Source organism: Tistrella mobilis, assembly GCF_041468085.1.
In the GTDB taxonomy this organism is placed as follows: Bacteria; Pseudomonadota; Alphaproteobacteria; order Tistrellales; family Tistrellaceae; genus Tistrella; species Tistrella mobilis_A.
Genome location: NZ_CP121017.1, coordinates 847,501 through 866,142 on the forward strand (window position 1 = coordinate 847,501; position 18,642 = coordinate 866,142).

The 18,642-nt window shown below is 68.1% G+C and carries 17 protein-coding genes (1 of these 17 only partly in view); 13 read left to right on the forward strand and 4 right to left on the reverse strand.

Features of this window, described 5'->3' with window-relative positions; translation table 11 throughout:
• The 10 genes from P7L68_RS09685 to P7L68_RS09730 all read left to right on the forward strand — a co-directional run.
• On the forward strand, positions 1–841 hold the 3' portion of the coding sequence (locus P7L68_RS09685; RefSeq protein ID WP_372004573.1) for a hypothetical protein. Its footprint begins 224 nt before the window's first position; 841 of the gene's 1,065 nt are visible here — the last part of the coding sequence; its start codon lies beyond the left edge, outside the window; the stop codon is at positions 839–841.
• Positions 842–1,280: 439 nt separating this feature from the next.
• Positions 1,281–2,480, forward strand: coding sequence for a sel1 repeat family protein (locus tag P7L68_RS09690; RefSeq protein ID WP_372004575.1), 1,200 nt, complete (start codon positions 1,281–1,283; stop codon positions 2,478–2,480).
• Between the two features lie 193 nt (positions 2,481–2,673).
• Positions 2,674–2,796 carry a hypothetical protein gene (locus tag P7L68_RS09695; RefSeq protein ID WP_267021083.1) on the forward strand — a complete coding sequence of 41 codons (123 nt, stop codon included), beginning with the start codon at positions 2,674–2,676 and terminating at the stop codon, positions 2,794–2,796.
• A 203-nt stretch (positions 2,797–2,999) separates the two neighbouring features.
• Positions 3,000–3,845, forward strand: a complete 846-nt coding sequence (efeU, locus tag P7L68_RS09700; RefSeq protein WP_372004578.1) for an iron uptake transporter permease EfeU — start codon at positions 3,000–3,002, stop codon at positions 3,843–3,845.
• A gap of 1 nt (position 3,846) precedes the next feature.
• Complete coding sequence (gene efeO, locus P7L68_RS09705) at positions 3,847–5,025, forward strand: iron uptake system protein EfeO (protein WP_372004580.1); 1,179 nt, start codon at positions 3,847–3,849, stop codon at positions 5,023–5,025.
• A gap of 1 nt (position 5,026) precedes the next feature.
• Complete coding sequence (gene efeB / locus P7L68_RS09710; protein WP_372004583.1) at positions 5,027–6,349, forward strand: iron uptake transporter deferrochelatase/peroxidase subunit; 1,323 nt, start codon at positions 5,027–5,029, stop codon at positions 6,347–6,349.
• Between the two features lie 45 nt (positions 6,350–6,394).
• The gene (efeO, locus tag P7L68_RS09715) at positions 6,395–7,219 is read left to right on the forward strand and encodes an iron uptake system protein EfeO (RefSeq protein WP_372004586.1); all 825 of its coding nucleotides are present in this window, start codon (positions 6,395–6,397) and stop codon (positions 7,217–7,219) included.
• Between the two features lie 302 nt (positions 7,220–7,521).
• Positions 7,522–8,022: an RNA polymerase sigma factor gene (locus P7L68_RS09720; RefSeq protein WP_372004588.1), complete on the forward strand. Its 501-nt coding sequence runs from the start codon at positions 7,522–7,524 to the stop codon at positions 8,020–8,022.
• Entirely contained in the window at positions 8,019–8,942 is a 924-nt protein-coding gene (locus P7L68_RS09725; protein WP_372004590.1) for a FecR family protein, read from the forward strand. Before P7L68_RS09720 ends, P7L68_RS09725 begins: the two co-directional genes overlap by 4 nt.
• 210 nt (positions 8,943–9,152) lie before the next feature.
• Positions 9,153–11,621, forward strand: a complete 2,469-nt coding sequence (locus P7L68_RS09730; protein ID WP_372004592.1) for a TonB-dependent receptor domain-containing protein — start codon at positions 9,153–9,155, stop codon at positions 11,619–11,621.
• On the opposite strand, the gene P7L68_RS09735 is transcribed toward P7L68_RS09730, so the two are convergent.
• Positions 11,609–12,838: an MFS transporter gene (locus P7L68_RS09735; protein ID WP_372004595.1), complete on the reverse strand. Its 1,230-nt coding sequence runs from the start codon at positions 12,836–12,838 to the stop codon at positions 11,609–11,611. The two genes, P7L68_RS09730 and P7L68_RS09735, sit on opposite strands and share 13 nt — an antisense overlap.
• Before the next feature lie 79 nt (positions 12,839–12,917).
• Positions 12,918–13,847, reverse strand: coding sequence for a cupin domain-containing protein (locus P7L68_RS09740; protein WP_372004598.1), 930 nt, complete (start codon positions 13,845–13,847; stop codon positions 12,918–12,920).
• 96 nt (positions 13,848–13,943) lie between these two features.
• On the opposite strand from P7L68_RS09740, the gene P7L68_RS09745 reads away from it, so the two are divergent.
• On the forward strand, positions 13,944–14,684 hold the full coding sequence (locus P7L68_RS09745) for an SDR family oxidoreductase (protein WP_372004601.1): 741 nt from the start codon (positions 13,944–13,946) through the stop codon (positions 14,682–14,684).
• A 113-nt stretch (positions 14,685–14,797) separates the two neighbouring features.
• Positions 14,798–16,135: an NAD(P)/FAD-dependent oxidoreductase gene (locus P7L68_RS09750; RefSeq protein ID WP_372004604.1), complete on the forward strand. Its 1,338-nt coding sequence runs from the start codon at positions 14,798–14,800 to the stop codon at positions 16,133–16,135.
• Here P7L68_RS09750 and P7L68_RS09755 read toward each other — a convergent pair.
• Positions 16,119–16,847: a LuxR C-terminal-related transcriptional regulator gene (locus tag P7L68_RS09755; protein ID WP_372004606.1), complete on the reverse strand. Its 729-nt coding sequence runs from the start codon at positions 16,845–16,847 to the stop codon at positions 16,119–16,121. The genes P7L68_RS09750 and P7L68_RS09755 overlap by 17 nt on opposite strands.
• A gap of 139 nt (positions 16,848–16,986) precedes the next feature.
• On the opposite strand from P7L68_RS09755, the gene tmpT reads away from it, so the two are divergent.
• Complete coding sequence (gene tmpT, locus P7L68_RS09760) at positions 16,987–17,631, forward strand: thiopurine S-methyltransferase (RefSeq protein ID WP_372004608.1); 645 nt, start codon at positions 16,987–16,989, stop codon at positions 17,629–17,631.
• 24 nt (positions 17,632–17,655) lie between these two features.
• Here tmpT and P7L68_RS09765 read toward each other — a convergent pair whose 3' ends face one another.
• Positions 17,656–18,594, reverse strand: coding sequence for a cyclase family protein (locus P7L68_RS09765; protein WP_372004610.1), 939 nt, complete (start codon positions 18,592–18,594; stop codon positions 17,656–17,658).
• Positions 18,595–18,642 lie beyond the last annotated feature (48 nt).

Sequence of the window (18,642 nt, forward strand, 5' to 3'; positions counted from 1 at the left end):
GATCGAGCTCAAGCGTACCGAGAACGGCGGTCATATGGAGCTGCAGGCCATACGCTACGCAGCGATGGTCTCCACCATGACTTTCGAGCGGGCCACCGATGTGTTCGCTCGCTATCTCACCCAAATCGGCAGGGCCGGCACGGATGCACGCGCCCAGCTCCTCGACTTCCTCGGGTGGGATGAGCCTGACGAGGATCGTTTTGCGCAGGATGTCCGCATCGTTCTGGCCTCTGCCGAGTTCAGCCGTGAGTTAACGACGTCGGTTCTCTGGCTGATCGAGCGGGACATCGACATCCGATGTGTGCGCCTCCAACCTTACGACCTCAATGGCCAAGTCCTCGTGGATGTCCAGCAGATCATCCCGCTTCCGGAGGTCGCGGAATACCAGGTCCGTGTCATCGAGAAGAAGCGCAAGGAGCGCGAGGCTCACACGAGCACTCGAGACCGGACCACTTATGATCTTGTCCTCGGTGGACGCCGGCTAACGAGATTGCCAAAACGGCACGCGATATATCAAGTGTTCCGTCACCTTGTGGAAAACGGCATCGCACCGAAGGATGTCGCCCGACACTGCGGCGCATTGGCCAATCGTGCCCTCGTCTGGGTCGAGGGCGAGGTCGCGGGTGACGAATTCCGTCGCTTGGCGACGGATGCCCGAGCGCAGGAAAGGCGGACCTTCGATTCGGGGCGGTACTTCTGTGGTGATGATGAACTCATTCGATTTAATGGATGCACTTATGCCTTTCTGAATCAATGGGGCGGCGGGGATTTTGAGGACGTTATGGCGAGATTGCGTGATACGTTTCCTGACAAAGAGATTGCCTTCACGCCCTCTGAATAGCTGCCATTCGTACTTCCTATCAAGGCCGACAAGAGCCTGAAGGATCAGAAGGCTTTGTGGCAGTCCATCATGCCCGAGACCAATGATGCCATTGTCCCCGTGTTCATCGCTCGCAAGGCTGAGATCGATACGGGGTTCAGCGCTGCCACCGCGGATGCCGTCGCGTGGGGTGGAGCAGCCCGGTAGTTCATCAGGTTCATAACCTCAGGGCCGCAGATTCAAATCCTGCCAGCGCAACGAAGCTTTGAGCAAACGCCGCCCCTCCTAAAAAAAACGGGGGCCAGCGGGGGCCGGATCTCATCGGGCAGGGGCCCCCGCGATCTTCCTTCCTTCTGTTTTCCCTCTCCAACGCCCCCTATTGTCGTTCTCCGTACCAGGCGCGCAGCCCTCACGCAAAGGTCGGACAATGACACGTCAGCTTCTCGCAATCCTTACAGCGATGACCTGTCTCTTCGCAGCGCATGCCATGGATGCGCGGGCCGGGGAGACTGTGCTGACATGCCGGATCGAGGGCCGCGATCGGGAGGCCTCGGTGGCCATTGCCGGCGACAGCGCCGTCTATCGCTATGGCCCGCCCGGCGGACAACCCGAACTGACCCTGACGACGCCGCTGGCCGATCTCGACTACCGCCGCAAGAGCGGTGCCGGCGATACGATCGACGAAGTGGTGACCTTCAACAACGGTGATACCGCTTACCGTGTCGCTGCCGGGTTCCGGGACGGGCTGGCGCCGGATCCGTCTGCCCTTGTCCCTTTCGGCAGGCTGACCGTCCTCCGCAACGGCAAGAGCCTTGCCCGGCTGACATGTCGCCCCGACAGCATCAGGCGGATGAACGACCTGCTGCTCGCCCGCATGCGCGCCATCGGGCGGGAGCGGACCTCGGATGGCGAGCCCTTTCCGAACTATCCGATCGATTATCCGGCGCCTGCCGACCAGTCGCCCCCCTGCGAGGCTCAGTCCAATGTCGACAGCTGCTGGAGCAGGGGAGTGGCGGCCGCGCGCGGCGGGGATCTGCGCGCGGCGCTCAGCCATTATGAGATGTCGTGCGATGCCGGTTTCAACGATCTCGGCTGCTACGAGGCCGGCAAGATCTATCTTCACAGCCGGGCGCTGCGCGATTACGACCGGGCCACGGCGCGACTGACGCGGGTCTGCGAGGGGGATGATCCGGGACAGGGGCCCTATGCCTGCAAATATCTGGGCTGGATGTCCCTGACGGGCACCGGCACGGCGCGCGATCTGGATCGCGCCTGGGACAGGCTGGCGAAAGCGTGCTTCCTGCACAACGGCGTGATCACCATCGACCCCGAAGGCTGCCATTTCCTGGCCGAGACCATCCGTGCCGTGCAGAAGACCCCCGTGCCGGGATTGCCCGACAGCGATTTCCTGGCCTATGTCGCCCTTGCGCAAGGCTGCACCGACGATGCCGAGACCGTCTGCGACGAGGCCCGGACGCTCTATGCCACCGCAGCCGCGCGTGGTGCGACATGGATTACCGGCTGCGACGAAATCGTGCGCGCCCGCAATCTCTTCGACTCCTGCGCGCAGCTGGCGGCGGCACCGGCGGATTACGAGGAGATGATGGCTTTGCGCCGCAAGCTTGTGTCGGTCTTCCGCGAGGAACTCGACGTGGAGTGATGGGGGCACCTCCGGCCCCCGCGATCTTCCGTCTTGTCCCGTCCCGTCCTCGTCCCGAAACGGGAAAGGCGAAACGGGAAAGGCGGCACCACCGCGGTTGCGAATGCGTCTCAGCTGTGGAAGACTGTGCCCCAGCCGTCGAAGGCCTGGTTCGGGCCTCCGGCAGATCTGATGATCGAAGAAGGCCGTCCGCATGTTCGAGCCGCTGTGCTCCATGATGACCGGATCTCCGGCCATTACCGTCATGACCGCTGCACCGCTTGTGCCGACCCTTGATGGGCGCTCGGTGCCGAACGGCATGGCCGAAGCACCGTAAGATTACCGACGGCTCCGCCGGGCCGCTCGCGGCCCTGGCCGGTGCGCCGGCGCCGATTTTCCATCCGATCCCATCCGTTTCCTGTCCGGATCCGGTGTCGGCTGCTCTCTTTGCTGAGCGGCCGGCCGGTCGTCCTGTGCCTTCGCCCTGCCCGACCGGGCAAGGGCACGGGGCCGGGCAGGGGACGCAGAGAAGGCAATTCCATGCTCGCCCCCTTTCTGATCATGCTGCGCGAGGGGCTGGAGGCGGCCCTGATCGTGGGCATCATCGCCGGCTATCTGCGCCAGACCGGTCGGCGCGACCAGCTGCCTGCGGTCTGGGTGGGGATCTTCCTTGCCGCCGCCGTGGCGCTGTTCACGGGCGCCGCCCTGCAGATGGTCAGCGCCGGCTTTCCGCAAAAGGCGCAGGAGCTGTTCGAGGCCGTGGTCGGCATCGCCGCCGTGGCCGTGCTGGTGGCGATGGTGTTCTGGATGCGCCGGGCGGCGAAATCGATCCGCCGCGAGCTGCATGCCGGCATCGATCAGGCGCTGGCGGCAGAAGGCGGCCGCGCGGCCGGTTGGGCGCTGATCGGCATGGTGTTCTTCGCGGTGGCGCGGGAGGGGCTGGAATCGGTGTTCTTCCTGCTGGCGATCTTTCAGCAGAGCCGGGATGCCGCGGCACCTCTGGGCGCGCTTGCCGGGATTGCGGTGTCGGCGGGGATCGGCTGGGCGATCTATCGCGGCGGGCTGCGGCTGAACCTGGCGCGTTTCTTCCGCTGGACCGGGGTCGTCATCCTGTTCGTGGCGGCGGGGCTGCTGGCCGGCGCGCTGAAGGCCCTGCACGAGGCGGGGCTTTGGAACGGGCTGCAGGGCGTGGTTTACGATCTGGGCCGGGTGCTGCCGGAATCGGGGGCCGTGGGCACGGTGCTGTCGGGGCTGCTCGGCTATCGCGAGGCACCGACTTTGGGGGAGGTGCTGGTCTATGCGGCCTTCCTGGCGGTGACGCTGATCCTGTTCCTCAGGCCGGCCGCCCCCGTGGCTGCGGCACGCCCGGTCGCGCGGGAGGGGTGAGATGAGCGGATCCGAGACCTCTCGTGCCATGCAGCTGGCGGTGGCGGGTGCCGCCGTGCTCGCCCTCGCCGGTGGTGCTGCCTTCTGGTATGCGACCGAGCAGAGCCGGCAGGCGGGCCCTGATCGGGCCGCCGATCAGGTGGTCACCGTCACCGGCGGGCGCTGCGATCCGCAGACCATCACCCTGCCCGGTGGCCGGCGCAGTTTCGAGATCGTGAATGCCTCGGACCGCCCGATCGAATGGGAGATCCTGGACGGGGTGATGGTGGTGGCGGAGCGCGAGAACATCGTGCCGGGCTTCCACCAGATGCTGACCGTGCAGCTGTCCCCCGGCGATTACGAGATCACCTGCGGGCTGCTGTCCAGCCCGCGCGGGGTGCTGCATGTGACGGCCTCGGACGAGGCGGCGGCCGCGGCGTCGGAGGTGACGCTGCGGCAGTTCCTGGGGCCGCTCGCCGAATACCGGGTCTATCTGGTGATGCAGGGCCGGGCGGCGGTGAAGGCGGCGACGGTGCTGCGCGATGCCATCGCGGCCGGCGACCTGGAGGCGGCGCGCCGGGCCTGGACGGCCGCGCGGCTGCCCTGGCGCCGGATCGAGCCGCTCGCCTGGCGCATTGCCGATCTGCAGGCGGTGATCGACCCGCAGGCGGCCTATCTGGCCGGGCGCGAGGCCGACCCCGGCTTCATCGGCTATCACCGTATCGAATACGGGCTCTTCACCCGGGGCAGTACCGCGGGGCTGCTGCCGGTCGCCGATCGACTGGTCGCGGATCTTGAAACCCTGAACCAGCGGCTGAAGACCACCGAGGTGACGCCGGCCCTGCTGCTGAGCCTGCCGGCCGATATGACCGATCGGATCGCCGAGACCCTGCCAGGCGCGGCTGGGGCGTCCTTTGCCGACCAGGATCTGGACGAGCGTCATCTGGACGAGCTTGAGGCCAGCCTCGACGGCATCGCCAAGCTGACCGGCCTGCTGGGGCAGATCGTCTCGGGCGCCGATCCGGCGCTGGAGGCGGAGCTGACCGCAGCACTGGAGCGGGTGGTCGGTGACCTCGCGATCCTGCGTCAGGTCGATGCCGCGCCTGCCGCAGCAGAGGAGGGGCGCGCCACCCTGACGCGGGATCTGGCCGGGCTGAAGACGGCACTGGGCAAGCTGCCCCCCGTGATCGGGATGAGTTGAGATGACTGCAGATGCGAAAACCTGTCCCGGCCGACGCCATCCTCTGACCACCAGCCGGCGCAGCCTGTTGATGGGGCTTGGGGCGGGCGCTGCCGCGGGCGCGCTGATCCGCCAGGCACGGCCTGCCGCCGCGGCGGTCTCCGCGCCCCGGGTGGATGACGCCCCCCGCGCCCATCCGGGCAGCATGCAGGGGCGGGTGCCGTTCTACGGCGCCCATCAGGCGGGGGTCACAACCCCTCGTCCGGCGAACGGCATCATCGCCGCCTTCGACGTGGTCGCCATGTCGCTGGACGATCTGGAGCGGATGCTGAAAGCATTGAGCGCGCGCGCCGCTTTCCTTACCACGGGCGGCCCGGTGGCGGCGCGCGATCCGAAATTGCCGCCGGCGGATTCCGGCATTCTGGGGCCGGTGGTCACGCCGGATGATCTGACCATCACCATCGGGCTTGGCGCCTCGCTGTTCGCGCGGCCCTGGCTGGCGGGCCTGGCGCCCGCGAAGCTGACGCGGATGGTGGAATTCCCCAATGACGCGCTGGACCCGGACCTCTGCCACGGCGATCTGTCGATCCAGTTCTGCGCCAACACCCAGGACACCAATATCCACGCGCTGCGCGACATCGTGAAAAACCTGTCCGCCTTCCTGGTGCTGCGCTGGATGGTCGAAGGCTCGGTGCCGCCGGTCGCCGCCGATGACGACGGATCGACGCCCAGCGCCCGCAACTTCCTGGGCTTCCGGGACGGCTCGGCCAATCCGGCCTCGGGCGATGCCGCGCTGATGGACCGGGTGGTCTGGACCAGTGCCGCCAGCGAGCCCGGCTGGGCGCAGGGCGGCAGCTATCAGGCGGTGCGGATCATCCGCAACATGGTCGAGCGCTGGGACCGCACGCCGCTTGCCGAACAGGAACGGATCTTCGGCCGCAACAAGGTGACGGGCGCGCCGCTGGATGGCGGGCCGGGGGCGACGGAGCATGACGTGCCAGATTATGCCGCCGATCCGGACGGGGCGAAGACCCGGCTCGATTCGCATATCCGCCTTGCCAATCCGCGCACGCCCGCAAGCGCCGCCAATCTGATCCTGCGGCGGCCGTTCAACTATTCGCGTGGCGTGATGAAGAACGGCCAGCTCGATCAGGGGCTGATCTTCATCTGCTATCAGGCGGATCTGGAACAGGGCTTCATCACCGTCCAGACGCGGCTGAACGGCGAGCCGCTGGAGGAATACATCAAGCCGATCGGCGGCGGGTATTTCTTCGTGCCGCCCGGCGCCACGGATGCGGACGACTATGTCGGATCATCGCTGATCCAGGCCGCCCGGCGGGCCTGATCGCCTCGCCGCTTCAGACCCTTTACGAAAGATGCAGGAGGCAGCATGGCTGCAAAGCTCTTCACCACCGGTGCCCTGATCGTTGGTCTTGCCGCGGCGGGGGCGCCGGCCGCGCTGGCGGCGGATCCGTCGCTCGATCTGGTCGGGCCGCTGTCGGCCTATAAGATCTATGTCGCCGAGAACACCGATCAGCTGGTGAGCGATACCGAGGCACTGACGGCGGCGATCAAGGCCGGCGATCTCGACAGGGCCAAGGCGCTGTTCGCGCCCACCCGCACCAGCTATGAGAAGATCGAGCCGATCGCCGAGCTGTTCGCCGATCTCGACGGGTCGATCGACGCCCGTGCCGACGATTACGAGAAGGGCGAGAAGGACGAGACCTTCACCGGCTTCCACCGGATCGAATATGGGCTTTGGGAAACCGGCAGCACCCGGGGGCTGGAGGGTTATGCCGACCGGCTGCTGGCCGATGTGAAAGACCTGAACAGCCGGATCAACGCGCTGACCTTCCCGCCGGAAGCGGTGGTCGGCGGGGCCGCGGCGCTGATGGAAGAGGTGGCCGCGACCAAGATTTCGGGCGAGGAAGACCGCTACAGCCATACCGATCTCTGGGATTTCGACGCCAATTTCGCCGGCTCGAAAGAGATCTACGACCTGCTGCGGCCGCTGATCACCGACAGGGATTTCGTGGCGCGTGTCGACGGAAATTTCGCCGAGGCGGGCGAGGTTCTGGAGAAGTACCGCAGTGCCGGCGGCGGCTTCGTCTCGTATGAGAAGCTGACCGATGCCGACCGGCGGATCCTGGCCGCGAAGGTGAACACGCTGGCCGAGGACCTGTCGACGCTGCGTGGCAAGCTGGGCCTCGCCTGACCGGCAGTCAGGTATCTCTGGCAGACAGGTATCTCTGGGGGACGGCATCTCTGGCAGCCCGGCGCGCCCTGGTCTACACTCCGCGCCGGGCCTGCGGGCCCCCATAAAGAACCAGCCGCCGCGCCTGTGGCCGATCCGTTCCGCCCCCAGCCCGTCGCCCGGGGATTCTGGTCCGGACCTTTGTCACTGCCGGCTTATCCTGTGTGCGGGGGCGTGTCGCCTCCATTGACGTTGCATCGACCCGGCCGCCTGAGGCGGAGCAGGCGTGGATGCGCGTCCGCGACACGAAGGCATCGGAGCCCATGGATCTACCGGCCCTGTTCCGCCGGCATGCGACGGATATCGGATCATCCCTCCGCGCGCGCGGCGTCTCGGCGGATGTCGCCGCCGACATCACCCAGGACGTGTTCGTGAAGCTGCTTGCGGGCGGCGGCAGCACGGCGGTGCTGCACAATCCGCGCGCCTATCTGAAACGTATCGCGCTCAACCTGCTGGTCGACCGGCACCGGCGCGAGCCGGGGGCGGCCCTGGTCGAGCTGTCGCCCGATCTGCTGGACGAGATCGCCGACGAGGCGCCGGATGCCGAACGTGCCGCCGCAGCCCGCCAGCGGCTGGCGGTGGTCGAGGCGGCCCTTGCCGAACTGCCGCCGCGCACCCGGCAGGCCTTCGAACAGCACCGGCTGGGCGAGCGCAGCCTGGCCGAAATCGCGGCCGAGCTTGAGGTGTCGACGGCGCGGGTCTGGGCGATGGTGCGTGATGCCTATGCCCATGTGAAACGTCGGCTGGACGAGCGTGCGGCATGACGGCAGCCCCGCCGGATCGCGATGCCCTGTGGCAGGAGGCTTTCGACCTTCTGATCCGCCACCAGAACGACCCGGAGAACCCGGTGACCCGGCGGCTGATCGCAGAATGGCGGGGGCGCAGCCCGGTCCATGACGGCATCTGGCACGAGGCGCTGGAACTGCACGCACTGACCGGCCGCGCAGTCGGTGCCACCCGCCGCGCCCCGCGGCGGTCCGCCCGCCGGGTGGGGCGACGCGCCGTTCTGGCGGGCGGTGTGGCGCTTGCCGCCGGGGTTGCGGGGCTTGCCCTGCTGCCGCGGCCGGCACCCGATGCGCAAAGCGGCGTCGCCGAAATCGCTGGGGTAGACCTGCCCGATGGCGGCCGCGCCACGATCGGGCCGCTGACCATGATCCGGCTGACGGGGGCAGGGGCCGGGCTGTCCGAGGGGCTGGCCTGTTTCGATCTGGCCGGTACCGCCCCGTTCGATGTGACCACGGGCAGTCTGACCCTGCGGAGCACGGCCGGGCCGGCGCTCTTTGATCTTGCCGTCGAGGGCGGGCTGCGGGTGGTGAGTGTCGCGCGCGGTCAGGTGCAGATCGGGGGCGTCGGCGCGCCGACCCTCTGTGCCGCCGGAGAACGGCTGACGATCGATGGCAGCCGCGGCATCGTGACCCGGGGGCGGCTTGCCCCCGGCCAGTTCGCAGCCTGGCGCCAGGGACGGCTGGTGGTGGACGGGGAGCCGGTGGCGGCGGTGCTTGCCCGCATTGCACGCTGGTATGACGGCCGGATCGTGCTGCTTGACGACGACCTGGGGGCCATGCCGATCAGCGGCGTTTATACCGCGACCGATCCCGAAGCCGCGGCCCGGGCGGTGATCCGCCCCTATGGCGGCCGGCTGCGCCGGATCGGCCCCTGGGCGATGGTGATCGACCGGGCGTGAGCGGATGCCCGGGCGTGAGCGGATGCCTGGGCGTGAGCGGGTGCCCGGGCGTGATGGCGCGCTCTAATTGCGATTGAAAATAATTCGCAAATACGGGGTTCAAATCCAGCCCCGGACTCCGTCTGGGCAGACAGGAGGGTGCGGTGCAATGGCATGCAGGCCAGGCTCCGCACCCGATTTGCTGCACGAATGATCGGACGGATGTAGACGATGGCTGATCTTGGAGGACAGGGGCGGCGGCTGCGCCGGATCCTGATGATGTCGGTCGCCGTGGCGGCGGTGATGGGCGGCGTGCTCCCCGGGCAGGCGGGGGTTGCGGTCGCCCGCGCGGCGGAACGCGGCTATGCCGTGCCCGCGGGACCGCTTGCCCAGGCGCTGCAGGTCTTCGGCCAGCAATCGGGGCTTCAGCTGTCGTACATCCCGTCGCTGGCGACCGGCAAGACCAGTCCGGGCGTGACGGGAGAGATGGATGCGATCCAGGCGCTGGTGGCGCTGCTGGACGGCACCGGTCTCGATTTCCGCCTGGGGGAGGGCGGCCTGGTGACCCTGGTGCCGGCGGCGGGTATCCGGGGCCAGGCAGCCGGGGGTGAGGCACAGAAGCTTGACCCGGTGGTGGTGATCAGCACGTTGACCGATATCCGCACCATCGCGACCTCGACCGTGGATCGCGAGACCATCGAACGGCTGCAGGCCAGTTCGGTGCCGGAACTGCTCAATGATCTGCCGGGTGTGGATCTGGTGGGCTCGGCCCGGCCCGACGGGCATTCTCTCAACATCTGGGGCTTCGGCGATCAGGAGGATGTGGCGATCACCCTGGATGGCGCCGACAAGACCTTCGAGAAATACCGCCAGGGCACGGTGTTCATCGAACCGGAACTGGTGAAGGAGATCACCGTCGACAAGGGCTCGTTCTCGCCCCGCGGCTATGGCGCCTTCGGCGGCACGGTGGCGCTGACCACCAGATCCGCCTCGGACATGCTGCTGCCGGGGGAGAGTGTCGGCGGCTTCCTGAAGCTCGGCTATGGCGTCAACGGCAAGGAATGGAGCAAGACCACCGCGCTCTTCGGCCGTGACGAGGACAGCGGCGCCGAACTGCTGGTCTCGGCCACCCGGCGCGACAACGACAAGTACCGGACGGCCGACGGGCAGAAGCTCAACCTGTCGGACGGCGAATTGCTGAGCGGCCATTTCAAGGGCAGCGTCGAGCGGGAGGATCACTTCCTGGAACTGAGCGGCGCCATGTCGACCAGCGACGTGCTCGGCCCCTTCGCCGCCAAGACCGGCCAGATCATGCCGTCGGACTATCAGATCGATCGCTACGGCTTCGAACAGGCGCTGGCCCGGCTGACCGTCCGGCGCGAGACGGATGACCGCTCGCTTGCGGGTAAGTATGTCTACGATCCCGAGGATCCGCTGATCCGCACCACCGTGCAGCTGTCATGGTCCGAAACGAAGCAGCACGACAAGCGGATCGTCGATGACATCTCGGTCAGCCTGGGCCTTGGCGGCAACGAAAGCTGGCTGTCTTACGAGAATTACAGCGCCGAGATTTTCAATGAGAGCCGCTTCACGGTCGGCGGCCTTGAAACGACGCTCAATATCGGCGTGCAGGCGAAACATCAGGACCGTGGCAGCTGGGCCTATTCCTGGAGCGACCGGAACGATCCCGACCGGAACTTCGGCTATCTTCAGCCCTACAACATCCCCGGCGGCACCCAGACCATCTATGCCGGCTGGATGGAGTATGATGTCGATTTCGGCAACGGCCTGACGGTGACCCCGGGCGTGCGCTACGATCATGTTCGTACCGACGGTGTGCCCAATGCGGCGGCGGATTACAGCGACCCGGCCAAGGGGCATGACTACACGGCCGTGGTGCATCAGGGATTTTCCCCGACGCTCAATGCGCTTTATCAGGTGAACAACAACCTGGCGCTGTTCGGCGGGCTCGCCTACAAGCTGCGCGCACCGCTGGTCGACGAGATCTACGAGGTCGGCACCAACCGGTCGTCCGCGCGTCAGCTGGATGCCGAGCGGGCGTTCGAGAAGCGCATCGGTGCCGTGCTGACCTTCGCCGATGTTCTGGAGCCGAAGGACAAGGTGCTGACCCGGGTCCAGATCTATCGCAATGACGTCTCGGACAACATCATGCGGGTGTTCGGCTCGCCCAATGTCGACCGCTATCCCGACCGGGTGCCGAGCCATCACAATCTGCGTGGTTTTTACACCCAGGGCGTGGAGCTGGAGGCCTTCTACGACAGCCCGCTCTACATCGCGGGCCTCAGCCTTGCTTATACGGAAGGTGAGCATGAGGGATCGGTGCGCGACATCTATGGCGCCGATCAGCCGGTCTATGACATCGCGCCGTTCAAGCTGGTCGCCCAGTTCGGCCGCAAGATTCCGGAATACGACCTGCTGTTCGGCTGGAAGGGGCTGTTCGTGGCCGGCCAGGACGACATCCCGAATGACGCGCTGATCCCCTACAGCCCCTATCCGGCCAGCGCCGGCTATGGTGTCCACGACGTCTATGTCAGCTGGACGCCGGGCGACGGCCTGTTCGGCGGGGCGACCGCGCGGCTGACGGTGCAGAACCTGTTCGACAAGGACTACAAGGCCTATTTCAACGGCTTCTCGGCCAAGGGGCGCAGCGTGAAGGCGGCGGTGGCCTACACCTTCTGATCTGCCAGCCGGGCCGAGACCCGGCGGACGGTCAGCACCAGCACCGGGCAGATCAGGCCGCAATAGCACCCCATGCCGGCGATCAGCCAGGGCAGGGGAATGCCGGCATCGACCAGCAGGCCGGCGAGGCCCGGGCCGGCGGCGGCGGCCAGCACCATGGCCGCCACCACCACGCCGCGCACGGCGCCCAGATGGCGGGTGCCGTAGACCTCGGGCCAGAGGCTGCCGAAAAGGGTGAGAGAGATGCCGTCGGTGATGCCGTAGAGCAGCATGAAGGCGAAGGCCGACCAGGGCGTATCGACGGCGGCGAGGACAAGGCAGGCGGCGCCGAACGGCAGAAGATAGACCGGCAGCAGGCGCCGCGCGCTCGCCCGGTCGATCAGATGGCCGGACAGCAGGACATTGCCGATGGCGATCACCGCATAGACGGTGAAGGCCGAGGCGAAGACCTCCGGCGCCCAGCCGCGTGCGGCGGCAAGGCTGGTCTGGTGGAAGAAGATGGTGTTGCTGATGAAGGCGGGCGGCAGCATGCCGGCCAGCAGCAGGTAGAAACAGGGATCGCGCAGCACCTCTGCCCGCGACCAGTGGCGGACGGGCGGCCCCGCTGCGGCCGGATCTGCCGCCACCGGTTGCCGGTCGCGGGCGGCAAGCCGGGCCAGCACGGGCCAGAGCAGCAGGATGAGGCCGGCTGCGACGATCCAGCCGAGGCGCCAGCCGATGGCGCCCGCCAGCACCACCTGGCCCAGCGGCAGCAGCGCCTGGCCGGTGTTGAGGCCGAGGGCTGCGATCGATACCGCCCGACCACGCCCGGCCGAGAACCAGCGGCCGATGGTGGTGTAGGCCAGATGCACCATCATCCCCTGTCCGCAGAAGCGGAGCAGCAGCAGGCCCGCGATCACCTGGAGGGGATGGCCGGCGGTGCCGGTCAGGACGGCGCCGGCGGCAAAGGCGGGCAGGGTGATGGCCAGCACCCGCCCGACCGGCAGCCGGTCGACCAGCCCGCCGGTCAGTGCCAGCAGCAGGGCGCCGCCCAGGGTGACGGCGGTGTAGATCAGCCCGAAATCACCCGCGGACAGGCCGAAATCCGCGCGGATGTCGTTTCCCGACAGCGCCACGAAGAAGGTCTGCCCGAAGGACGAGGCGAACATCGCCAGATAGCCGGCCGCATACCAGCGGGCATCGGTGCGGAGCGGGGCGAGGATCGGCGGAAGGGGCACGCGGCTGGGTCCGGGGTGGCGGCAGGGACGGGAACCGGCAGCCTGCACCATTCATGCCGCAAAGGCGATGGGTGATCCGTCAGCTGTCAGCCGCAGGTTGGGTGCGGTTCTCCTGCGCCCAGCCGCGCGGCGACCGGCCGTGGACACGCTTGAAGGCGTTGCCGAAGGCGCTTTCAGACGCATAGCCCAGCCGCTCGGCCAGGGCGCCGATCGTGGTGCCGCCCTGGCGCAGCGCGGCTCGGGCAAGGCGCATCCGCCAGTGGAGAAGATGGTCGATCGGTGTGGCGCCGGTCGTCTCGGTGAAGCGGCGGGCAAAGCCCGAGCGCGACATGGCGGCGATCTCCGCCAGCTCTGCCACCGTCCAGCCGCGGCCGGGATCGGCATGCATGGCGGCAAGGGCCGCACCGATCTTGGGATCGGCAAGCGCCGCAAGCAGCCAGCCGGCCCCCTGGGGCGTGGCCGCGGCGTGGGCGCGCAGCATGTCGATCAGCAGCACCTCGGCCAGCCGCCGGGCCACCAGACCCGCCCCAAGATCCCCCGTCAGAAGCTCGGCTTCCAGCCTGGCCAGCGTGGCCCTGACCCCCGCCGCCCGGGGATCGGCCGTATCGACCCTCAGAAAGGCCGGCAGGATGCCGTGCAGCAGCTCGCCATCCGGGCGGTCGATGGTGAAGCTGCCGCCGATCAGCACCACCTCGTCCCCGCCGCAGGTGACCGTGCCGCGTGCGGCGGCGGCGAACAGCGCCGATCCGTCCGCAGGCGGCAGCTCCGGGTCGCTCGCGACCCTGTAACCGGGGGGAAGGGCGAGCAGGAAGGCATCACCCGCCTGCAGCGGCACCGGCTCGCCGCCATCGAGGGTCAGCCAGCAGCGGCCGCGCAGCACGGCGTTGAACTTGACCAGCGGGCGGGGCCGGAAGGCCAGCGACCAGTCGCCGCCGGCTTCCAGTCGCACGAAAGCGGCCCCCCGCACGTCGAGCAGGCCGAGGATGCCGGAGAGCGGGTCGGTGGACATTGGACGATCTCGCCGAAACTCTGGATCCCGTCTCATAGCAACACCGAAGACCGTCCGCTAGCCTCTGGCAACCTGATCGATGATGGAGGCGATGCGATGACGGGCAGGATCGACGGCAAGGTGGTTGTGGTGACCGGTGCCGGCAGCGGTATCGGCGCGGCGACGGCACGGCGGCTTGCGGCAGAGGGCGCCAGGCTGGTGCTGGCTGGGCGAGGGGCTGCGCGGCTGGAACAGGTGGCCGCGGCGATCGCCGCCGATGGCGGCACGGTTGCCTGGCAGGCGGCGGATGTCGCCACACGCGACGGGCCGGCGGCCCTGGTCGATCTGGCGCTCAAGCGGTTCGGGCGGCTGGATGTGCTGGTCTCCAATGCCGGTGTCGCGCCGATCGGCCCCTTCGACGATCTGGCGCTCGACGACTGGGACCGGATGATCGACATCAATCTGCGCGGGGTGCTGCATGGCATCGCGGCGGCGCTGCCGGTGTTCCGTCGGCAGAAATCCGGCCATTTCGTCACCGTGATCTCCACCGCCGGGCTGCGCATCGTTCCGGGCATGGGCGTCTATGCCGCGACCAAGAACGCGGTCCGCACCGTGATGGAGGGGCTGCGCCAGGAATCGCGGGGCGATTTTCGCGTCACCGGCATCTCGCCCGGCTTCGTGCGCACCGATCTTGCGGCATCGATGTCCGATCCCGGCGTCATGGCGGGCATGCAGGCCCGGATGGCGGAAATCGGGCTGGATGCCGATGCCGTCGCCCGCAGCATCGCCTTCGTGATCGGCGAGCCCGACGGGGTCGATATCGGCGATGTGGTGATCCGGCCGGCCGTCCAGGATTGAGCCCGTGACCGGACCCCGGGGACCGGGTCCTATGACCCATCCGGGTCATGGTGGCGGGATCGATGGTTTTCCACACTTGCCCTGATTGCAGGATGTCGGGAAAGGGTGGAGCCATGCGGGTGATCATCGTGGGCGGCGGCATTGCCGGGCTTGGGGCGGCATACCGGCTCAGGGCCGAGGGGCACGAGGTCGTGCTGCTTGAAAAGGATGCCGAGCCCGGCGGGCGCTGCCGGTCGGTGTACTGGCAAGGCGTGTGGGTACCGACCGGGGCCTTCGCCTTTCTGGGGGCGGAAACCAATCTGGCCGATCTGTCGCGTGAGCTGGGGTTGCATGATCCCGAAGCCCTGGCCGACCTGACGGCGGCCCATCGCTGGAACGTGCTGATCCGCCGCCGCGAGGTGGCGGATTTCGGCGCCTTCGACATGATGAGCGCCGCCCGGCATCCGGCGATCCCCTTTGCCGAGAAGGCACGGCTGCTGACGGCCCTGCCGCAGCTGGCCCGGCGGATGCTGGCGGCCGATCCGCGCGATCTGACCAGCGTGGTGGCCTTCGACGACGTGAATGCCTGCGAGCATTTCCGGCGCCTGTCACCCACCTTCGTGGACTATTTCCTGGAGCCCTGCATGGGCATGTTCTGCGGCTATGGCGCGGATGATTTCTCCCTGGCCTGGACGGCCTGGAGTTCGGCCGGCCGGCTGTCCTGGGCCGGCAACCATATGTGGAGCTATCGCGAGCGGGGCGTCGGGCGGCTGACCTGGGCGCTGGGCCGGTTCTTCGCTGCCGATCCGGGCACCGACTATCGTACCGGCTGCACCGTGCACGAGGTGCGCCATGATGCGGACGGGGTGCAGGTTGCGTGCAGCCGGGCGGATGAGGCGCCGGAGGTCATCCGCGCCGATGCCGTGATCATGGCCGTACCCGGCCATCTGGTCGCCGGGCTGATGCCGGATCTGGATGCCGGGCGGCGCGGCTTCTTCGAGGCGATCGACTATGCCGGCCACCACATCGTCTATTACCTGCTCGACCGGCCCAAGGGCGATCTGCTCGACACCTATGTCCTGCCGGCGGCCGACGGCTTTCATCGCACCGGCAATCTGCGCTTCACCGACCGCGGCGACGGTACCACCTTTGCGCATTCGCAGTGGAAGGATGCCGGTTGCCGGCAGCATGCCGACGCCACCGATGACGAATTGCTCGCCATCGCCTGGAGCGATGTGGTGGAGGCGGTGCCCCGGCTGGCCGGCACGCGGCTGATCGATGCCTTCGTCTCGCGCCAGCCGGCCGCGATCTGCAAGCGGCCCAAGGGGTTCGTGACCCGGCTCAAGGCGTTCCGCGATCTGGGGCCGCTGCCGCGGGTCGCCTTCTGCGGCGACTATCTGACCAACAGCACCGTCGGCCAGGCCCATTGGTCGGGATTGCAGGCCGCGGCCGAAATCATGGCGCGCGGCTGAGCATCCAGGCGCAGAGGGCGGTGCGGTTGGCGACCCCGGCTTTCGCGAACACCGCCCGCAGATGGTTCTTCACCGTCTCGGGGCTGAGCCCCAGCCGGCGGGCGATCGCCTTGTTGGTAGCGCCGTCGGCGACCAGCCGGGCGATTTCGGCCTCGCGCGCGGTCAAAGCCTGCTCCGGACCCGGTGCAGCCGGACGCCGATGGGCCAGCGCATAGCTCATCTCCAGCGCCGGTACCAGGGCGGCGGCAAGGCTGCGATCATCGGCCGAGAAATCGGGGGCATCCTGATTGCGCACCAGGCTGAGGGCGCCGGCAATGCGCCCGCTCTGGCGGATCGCGAGGGTCAGCACATGGCGCGCGCCCGAGGGACGGAGCATGGTCTCGAAATAGGGCGCGCGCTCCAGCTCGCGCGCCGGCACCAGATCGGACAGGCGGGTGACCGGTGCTGCACCGGGCCGGCAGCCATCCAGCCAGTCGCGGATCGGATCCTGGGCATGGATCTGGCGACGATAGGTTTCGGCGCACCAGCCGGGCCAGGCGATGAAGCGGCTCTGCCCGCCAACGCCGCCGGTCCCGCGCAGCGACAGCACGGCGCGGGGGGCGTCGAACAGGGCCGCGAGCGATCTTGTGCCGGCGGCCGCAAAGCCTTCGGGATCGCCGGCACCGCCCAGCGCGCTGAGCGCCCGGCCCAGCCGGTCGGCATCGATCTGCATCGGCGGCCTCCCCCTTGTTCCGATCCTCTGTCCCGGGCGTCGGCTGCAACATCATCCTGCATCCGCCGCACCTTCCGTCTGCGGCCCCTCGTCATTAGATTGGCGCAGATCCCGAGACTTGCGGAAGGTGGTGTGTGGCATGACCCCGGAATTCTGGCACGGCAAATGGCAGCGCAACGAGATCGGCTTCCATGAGGGCCGGCCCAACCACTTCCTGGTGAAGCATGCCGGGCGGCTGGATGCCGGGGCCGGCAGCCGCGTGTTTCTGCCGCTCTGCGGCAAGACCCGCGACATCGCCTGGCTGATGGAGCGGGGGGCGCGGGTCGCCGGTGCCGAGCTGAACCGCGGCGCGATCGAGCAGCTTTTCGCCGAGCTGGAGCTTGCCCCCGAGGTGACGGCGGCGGGCCCGCTTGAGAGGTTCTCCGCCCCCGGCATCGACGTCTTCGTGGGCGATGTCTTTGCGCTCACGCCGGCGCAGCTGGGGCCGGTGGACGCCATCTATGACCGCGCCGCCCTGGTCGCCCTGCCGGCAGAGGTCCGGCGGCGCTATGCCGGCCATCTGCGTGGCCTGACCGGCACCGCGCGGCAGCTGCTGATCAGCTATGAATATGACCAGTCGCTCGCCAAGGGGCCGCCATTCTCGGTACCGGCCGACGAGGTTCATGCGCTTTATGGCGACGGCTATCGGGTTCAGGAAGTCGAGACCGCGCCGGTGGAGCGCGGTTTCAAAGGGCTGAGCGAGGTGGTCGAACGGATCTGGCAGCTGACGCCGCGCCAGGGATGAGGTCGGGTCAGGGATGAGATCGGGTCAGGGCTTCGGCCGGAACACCCCGTTTTCGTCGCGCACCAGCGGGGCGGCCTGGCGCGGCAGCGGCGCGCCCGGCGCCTCGGCGATCGTCACGCCTTCCGGCCAGTCGGCCGGGGCGATGGCGATGTAGCGGGCAAAGCCGCCGGAGCCGCCCTGGGGCTTCGCGAAGCCGATGGTCACCAGCGCGCCCGCCTCGGGCACCTTGTCGAGATTGGCGACGCCTTCGGCCTGCACGAAATCATTGTGCAGCAGCCAGTGTTCGCCTTCGAGCGTCGGCGTGGTGTCGGTGTCGAGCGGCTCGTGGCCGTGGAACAGGATCTTCCGGTCCAGATGCAGGAATTTGAGCGCGTCGAGCCCCACCCCGGGGAAGGGCTTCTGGTTGAAGCGCGCGGTGTCGCGCCATTTCTTGTACCAGTCGGAGCGCACGAACACGACCGAGCCTTCGGGAATGCGGCCGTGCTTCGCCTCCCAGGCCTCGATATCCGCGACGCCCAGGTGATAGCCCTCGTCGGCAGCCACCTTGCCGCTGATGTCGATCACCACCAGTGGCCGCACGGCATAGGTCGGCGGCAGGTCGCTGATCGTGGCGCCGAGCGGGTTCCAGTGCGAGGGCGGGTCGAGCTGGGTGCCGTACTGATCGGTGGTCAGATCATAGGCCGAGGCGACGAAGCCGTGCTTCTCGTAGGTGAATTCCTCGCCCTTTGCGACATAGCCGGGAATATCCTGGCCGGCCACCGCCGGCTTGAAGCTTGCGGTCGAGAAGCCCGGCCAGACCGGTTGTACCGGCTCGAAAGCATGGGTCAGGTCGATGTATTTCGCCGATTTCAGGCTCTCGTCATAGACCTTCCACAGCGAACCATCCCCGGCGAGCGCGCTGCCGCCCGCGGCGAGGATGGTTGCGGCGGCCAGCGCCAGCCGTGTCACGAACCGCGTCGTCATCCTGCTCTCCTGTGCGCAAGAGGTACCGGGGGATGCGGTTATCCTCGG

What these genes read in the sequence shown, in the direction of transcription:
- P7L68_RS09740 (WP_372004598.1), bottom strand. Translation starts at nt 13,847, where the DNA reads ATGTCCACCGACCCGCTCTCCGGCATCCTCGGCCTGCTCGACGTGCGG.
- efeO (WP_372004586.1), top strand. Translation starts at nt 6,395, where the DNA reads ATGGCTGCAAAGCTCTTCACCACCGGTGCCCTGATCGTTGGTCTTGCC.
- P7L68_RS09725 (WP_372004590.1), top strand. Translation starts at nt 8,019, where the DNA reads ATGACGGCAGCCCCGCCGGATCGCGATGCCCTGTGGCAGGAGGCTTTC.
- efeU (WP_372004578.1), top strand. Translation starts at nt 3,000, where the DNA reads ATGCTCGCCCCCTTTCTGATCATGCTGCGCGAGGGGCTGGAGGCGGCC.
- P7L68_RS09745 (WP_372004601.1), top strand. Translation starts at nt 13,944, where the DNA reads ATGACGGGCAGGATCGACGGCAAGGTGGTTGTGGTGACCGGTGCCGGC.
- tmpT (WP_372004608.1), top strand. Translation starts at nt 16,987, where the DNA reads ATGACCCCGGAATTCTGGCACGGCAAATGGCAGCGCAACGAGATCGGC.
- P7L68_RS09765 (WP_372004610.1), bottom strand. Translation starts at nt 18,594, where the DNA reads ATGACGACGCGGTTCGTGACACGGCTGGCGCTGGCCGCCGCAACCATC.
- P7L68_RS09730 (WP_372004592.1), top strand. Translation starts at nt 9,153, where the DNA reads ATGGCTGATCTTGGAGGACAGGGGCGGCGGCTGCGCCGGATCCTGATG.
- P7L68_RS09720 (WP_372004588.1), top strand. Translation starts at nt 7,522, where the DNA reads ATGGATCTACCGGCCCTGTTCCGCCGGCATGCGACGGATATCGGATCA.
- P7L68_RS09755 (WP_372004606.1), bottom strand. Translation starts at nt 16,847, where the DNA reads ATGCAGATCGATGCCGACCGGCTGGGCCGGGCGCTCAGCGCGCTGGGC.
- P7L68_RS09690 (WP_372004575.1), top strand. Translation starts at nt 1,281, where the DNA reads ATGACCTGTCTCTTCGCAGCGCATGCCATGGATGCGCGGGCCGGGGAG.
- efeB (WP_372004583.1), top strand. Translation starts at nt 5,027, where the DNA reads ATGACTGCAGATGCGAAAACCTGTCCCGGCCGACGCCATCCTCTGACC.
- P7L68_RS09695 (WP_267021083.1), top strand. Translation starts at nt 2,674, where the DNA reads ATGTTCGAGCCGCTGTGCTCCATGATGACCGGATCTCCGGCCATTACC.
- P7L68_RS09750 (WP_372004604.1), top strand. Translation starts at nt 14,798, where the DNA reads ATGCGGGTGATCATCGTGGGCGGCGGCATTGCCGGGCTTGGGGCGGCA.
- efeO (WP_372004580.1), top strand. Translation starts at nt 3,847, where the DNA reads ATGAGCGGATCCGAGACCTCTCGTGCCATGCAGCTGGCGGTGGCGGGT.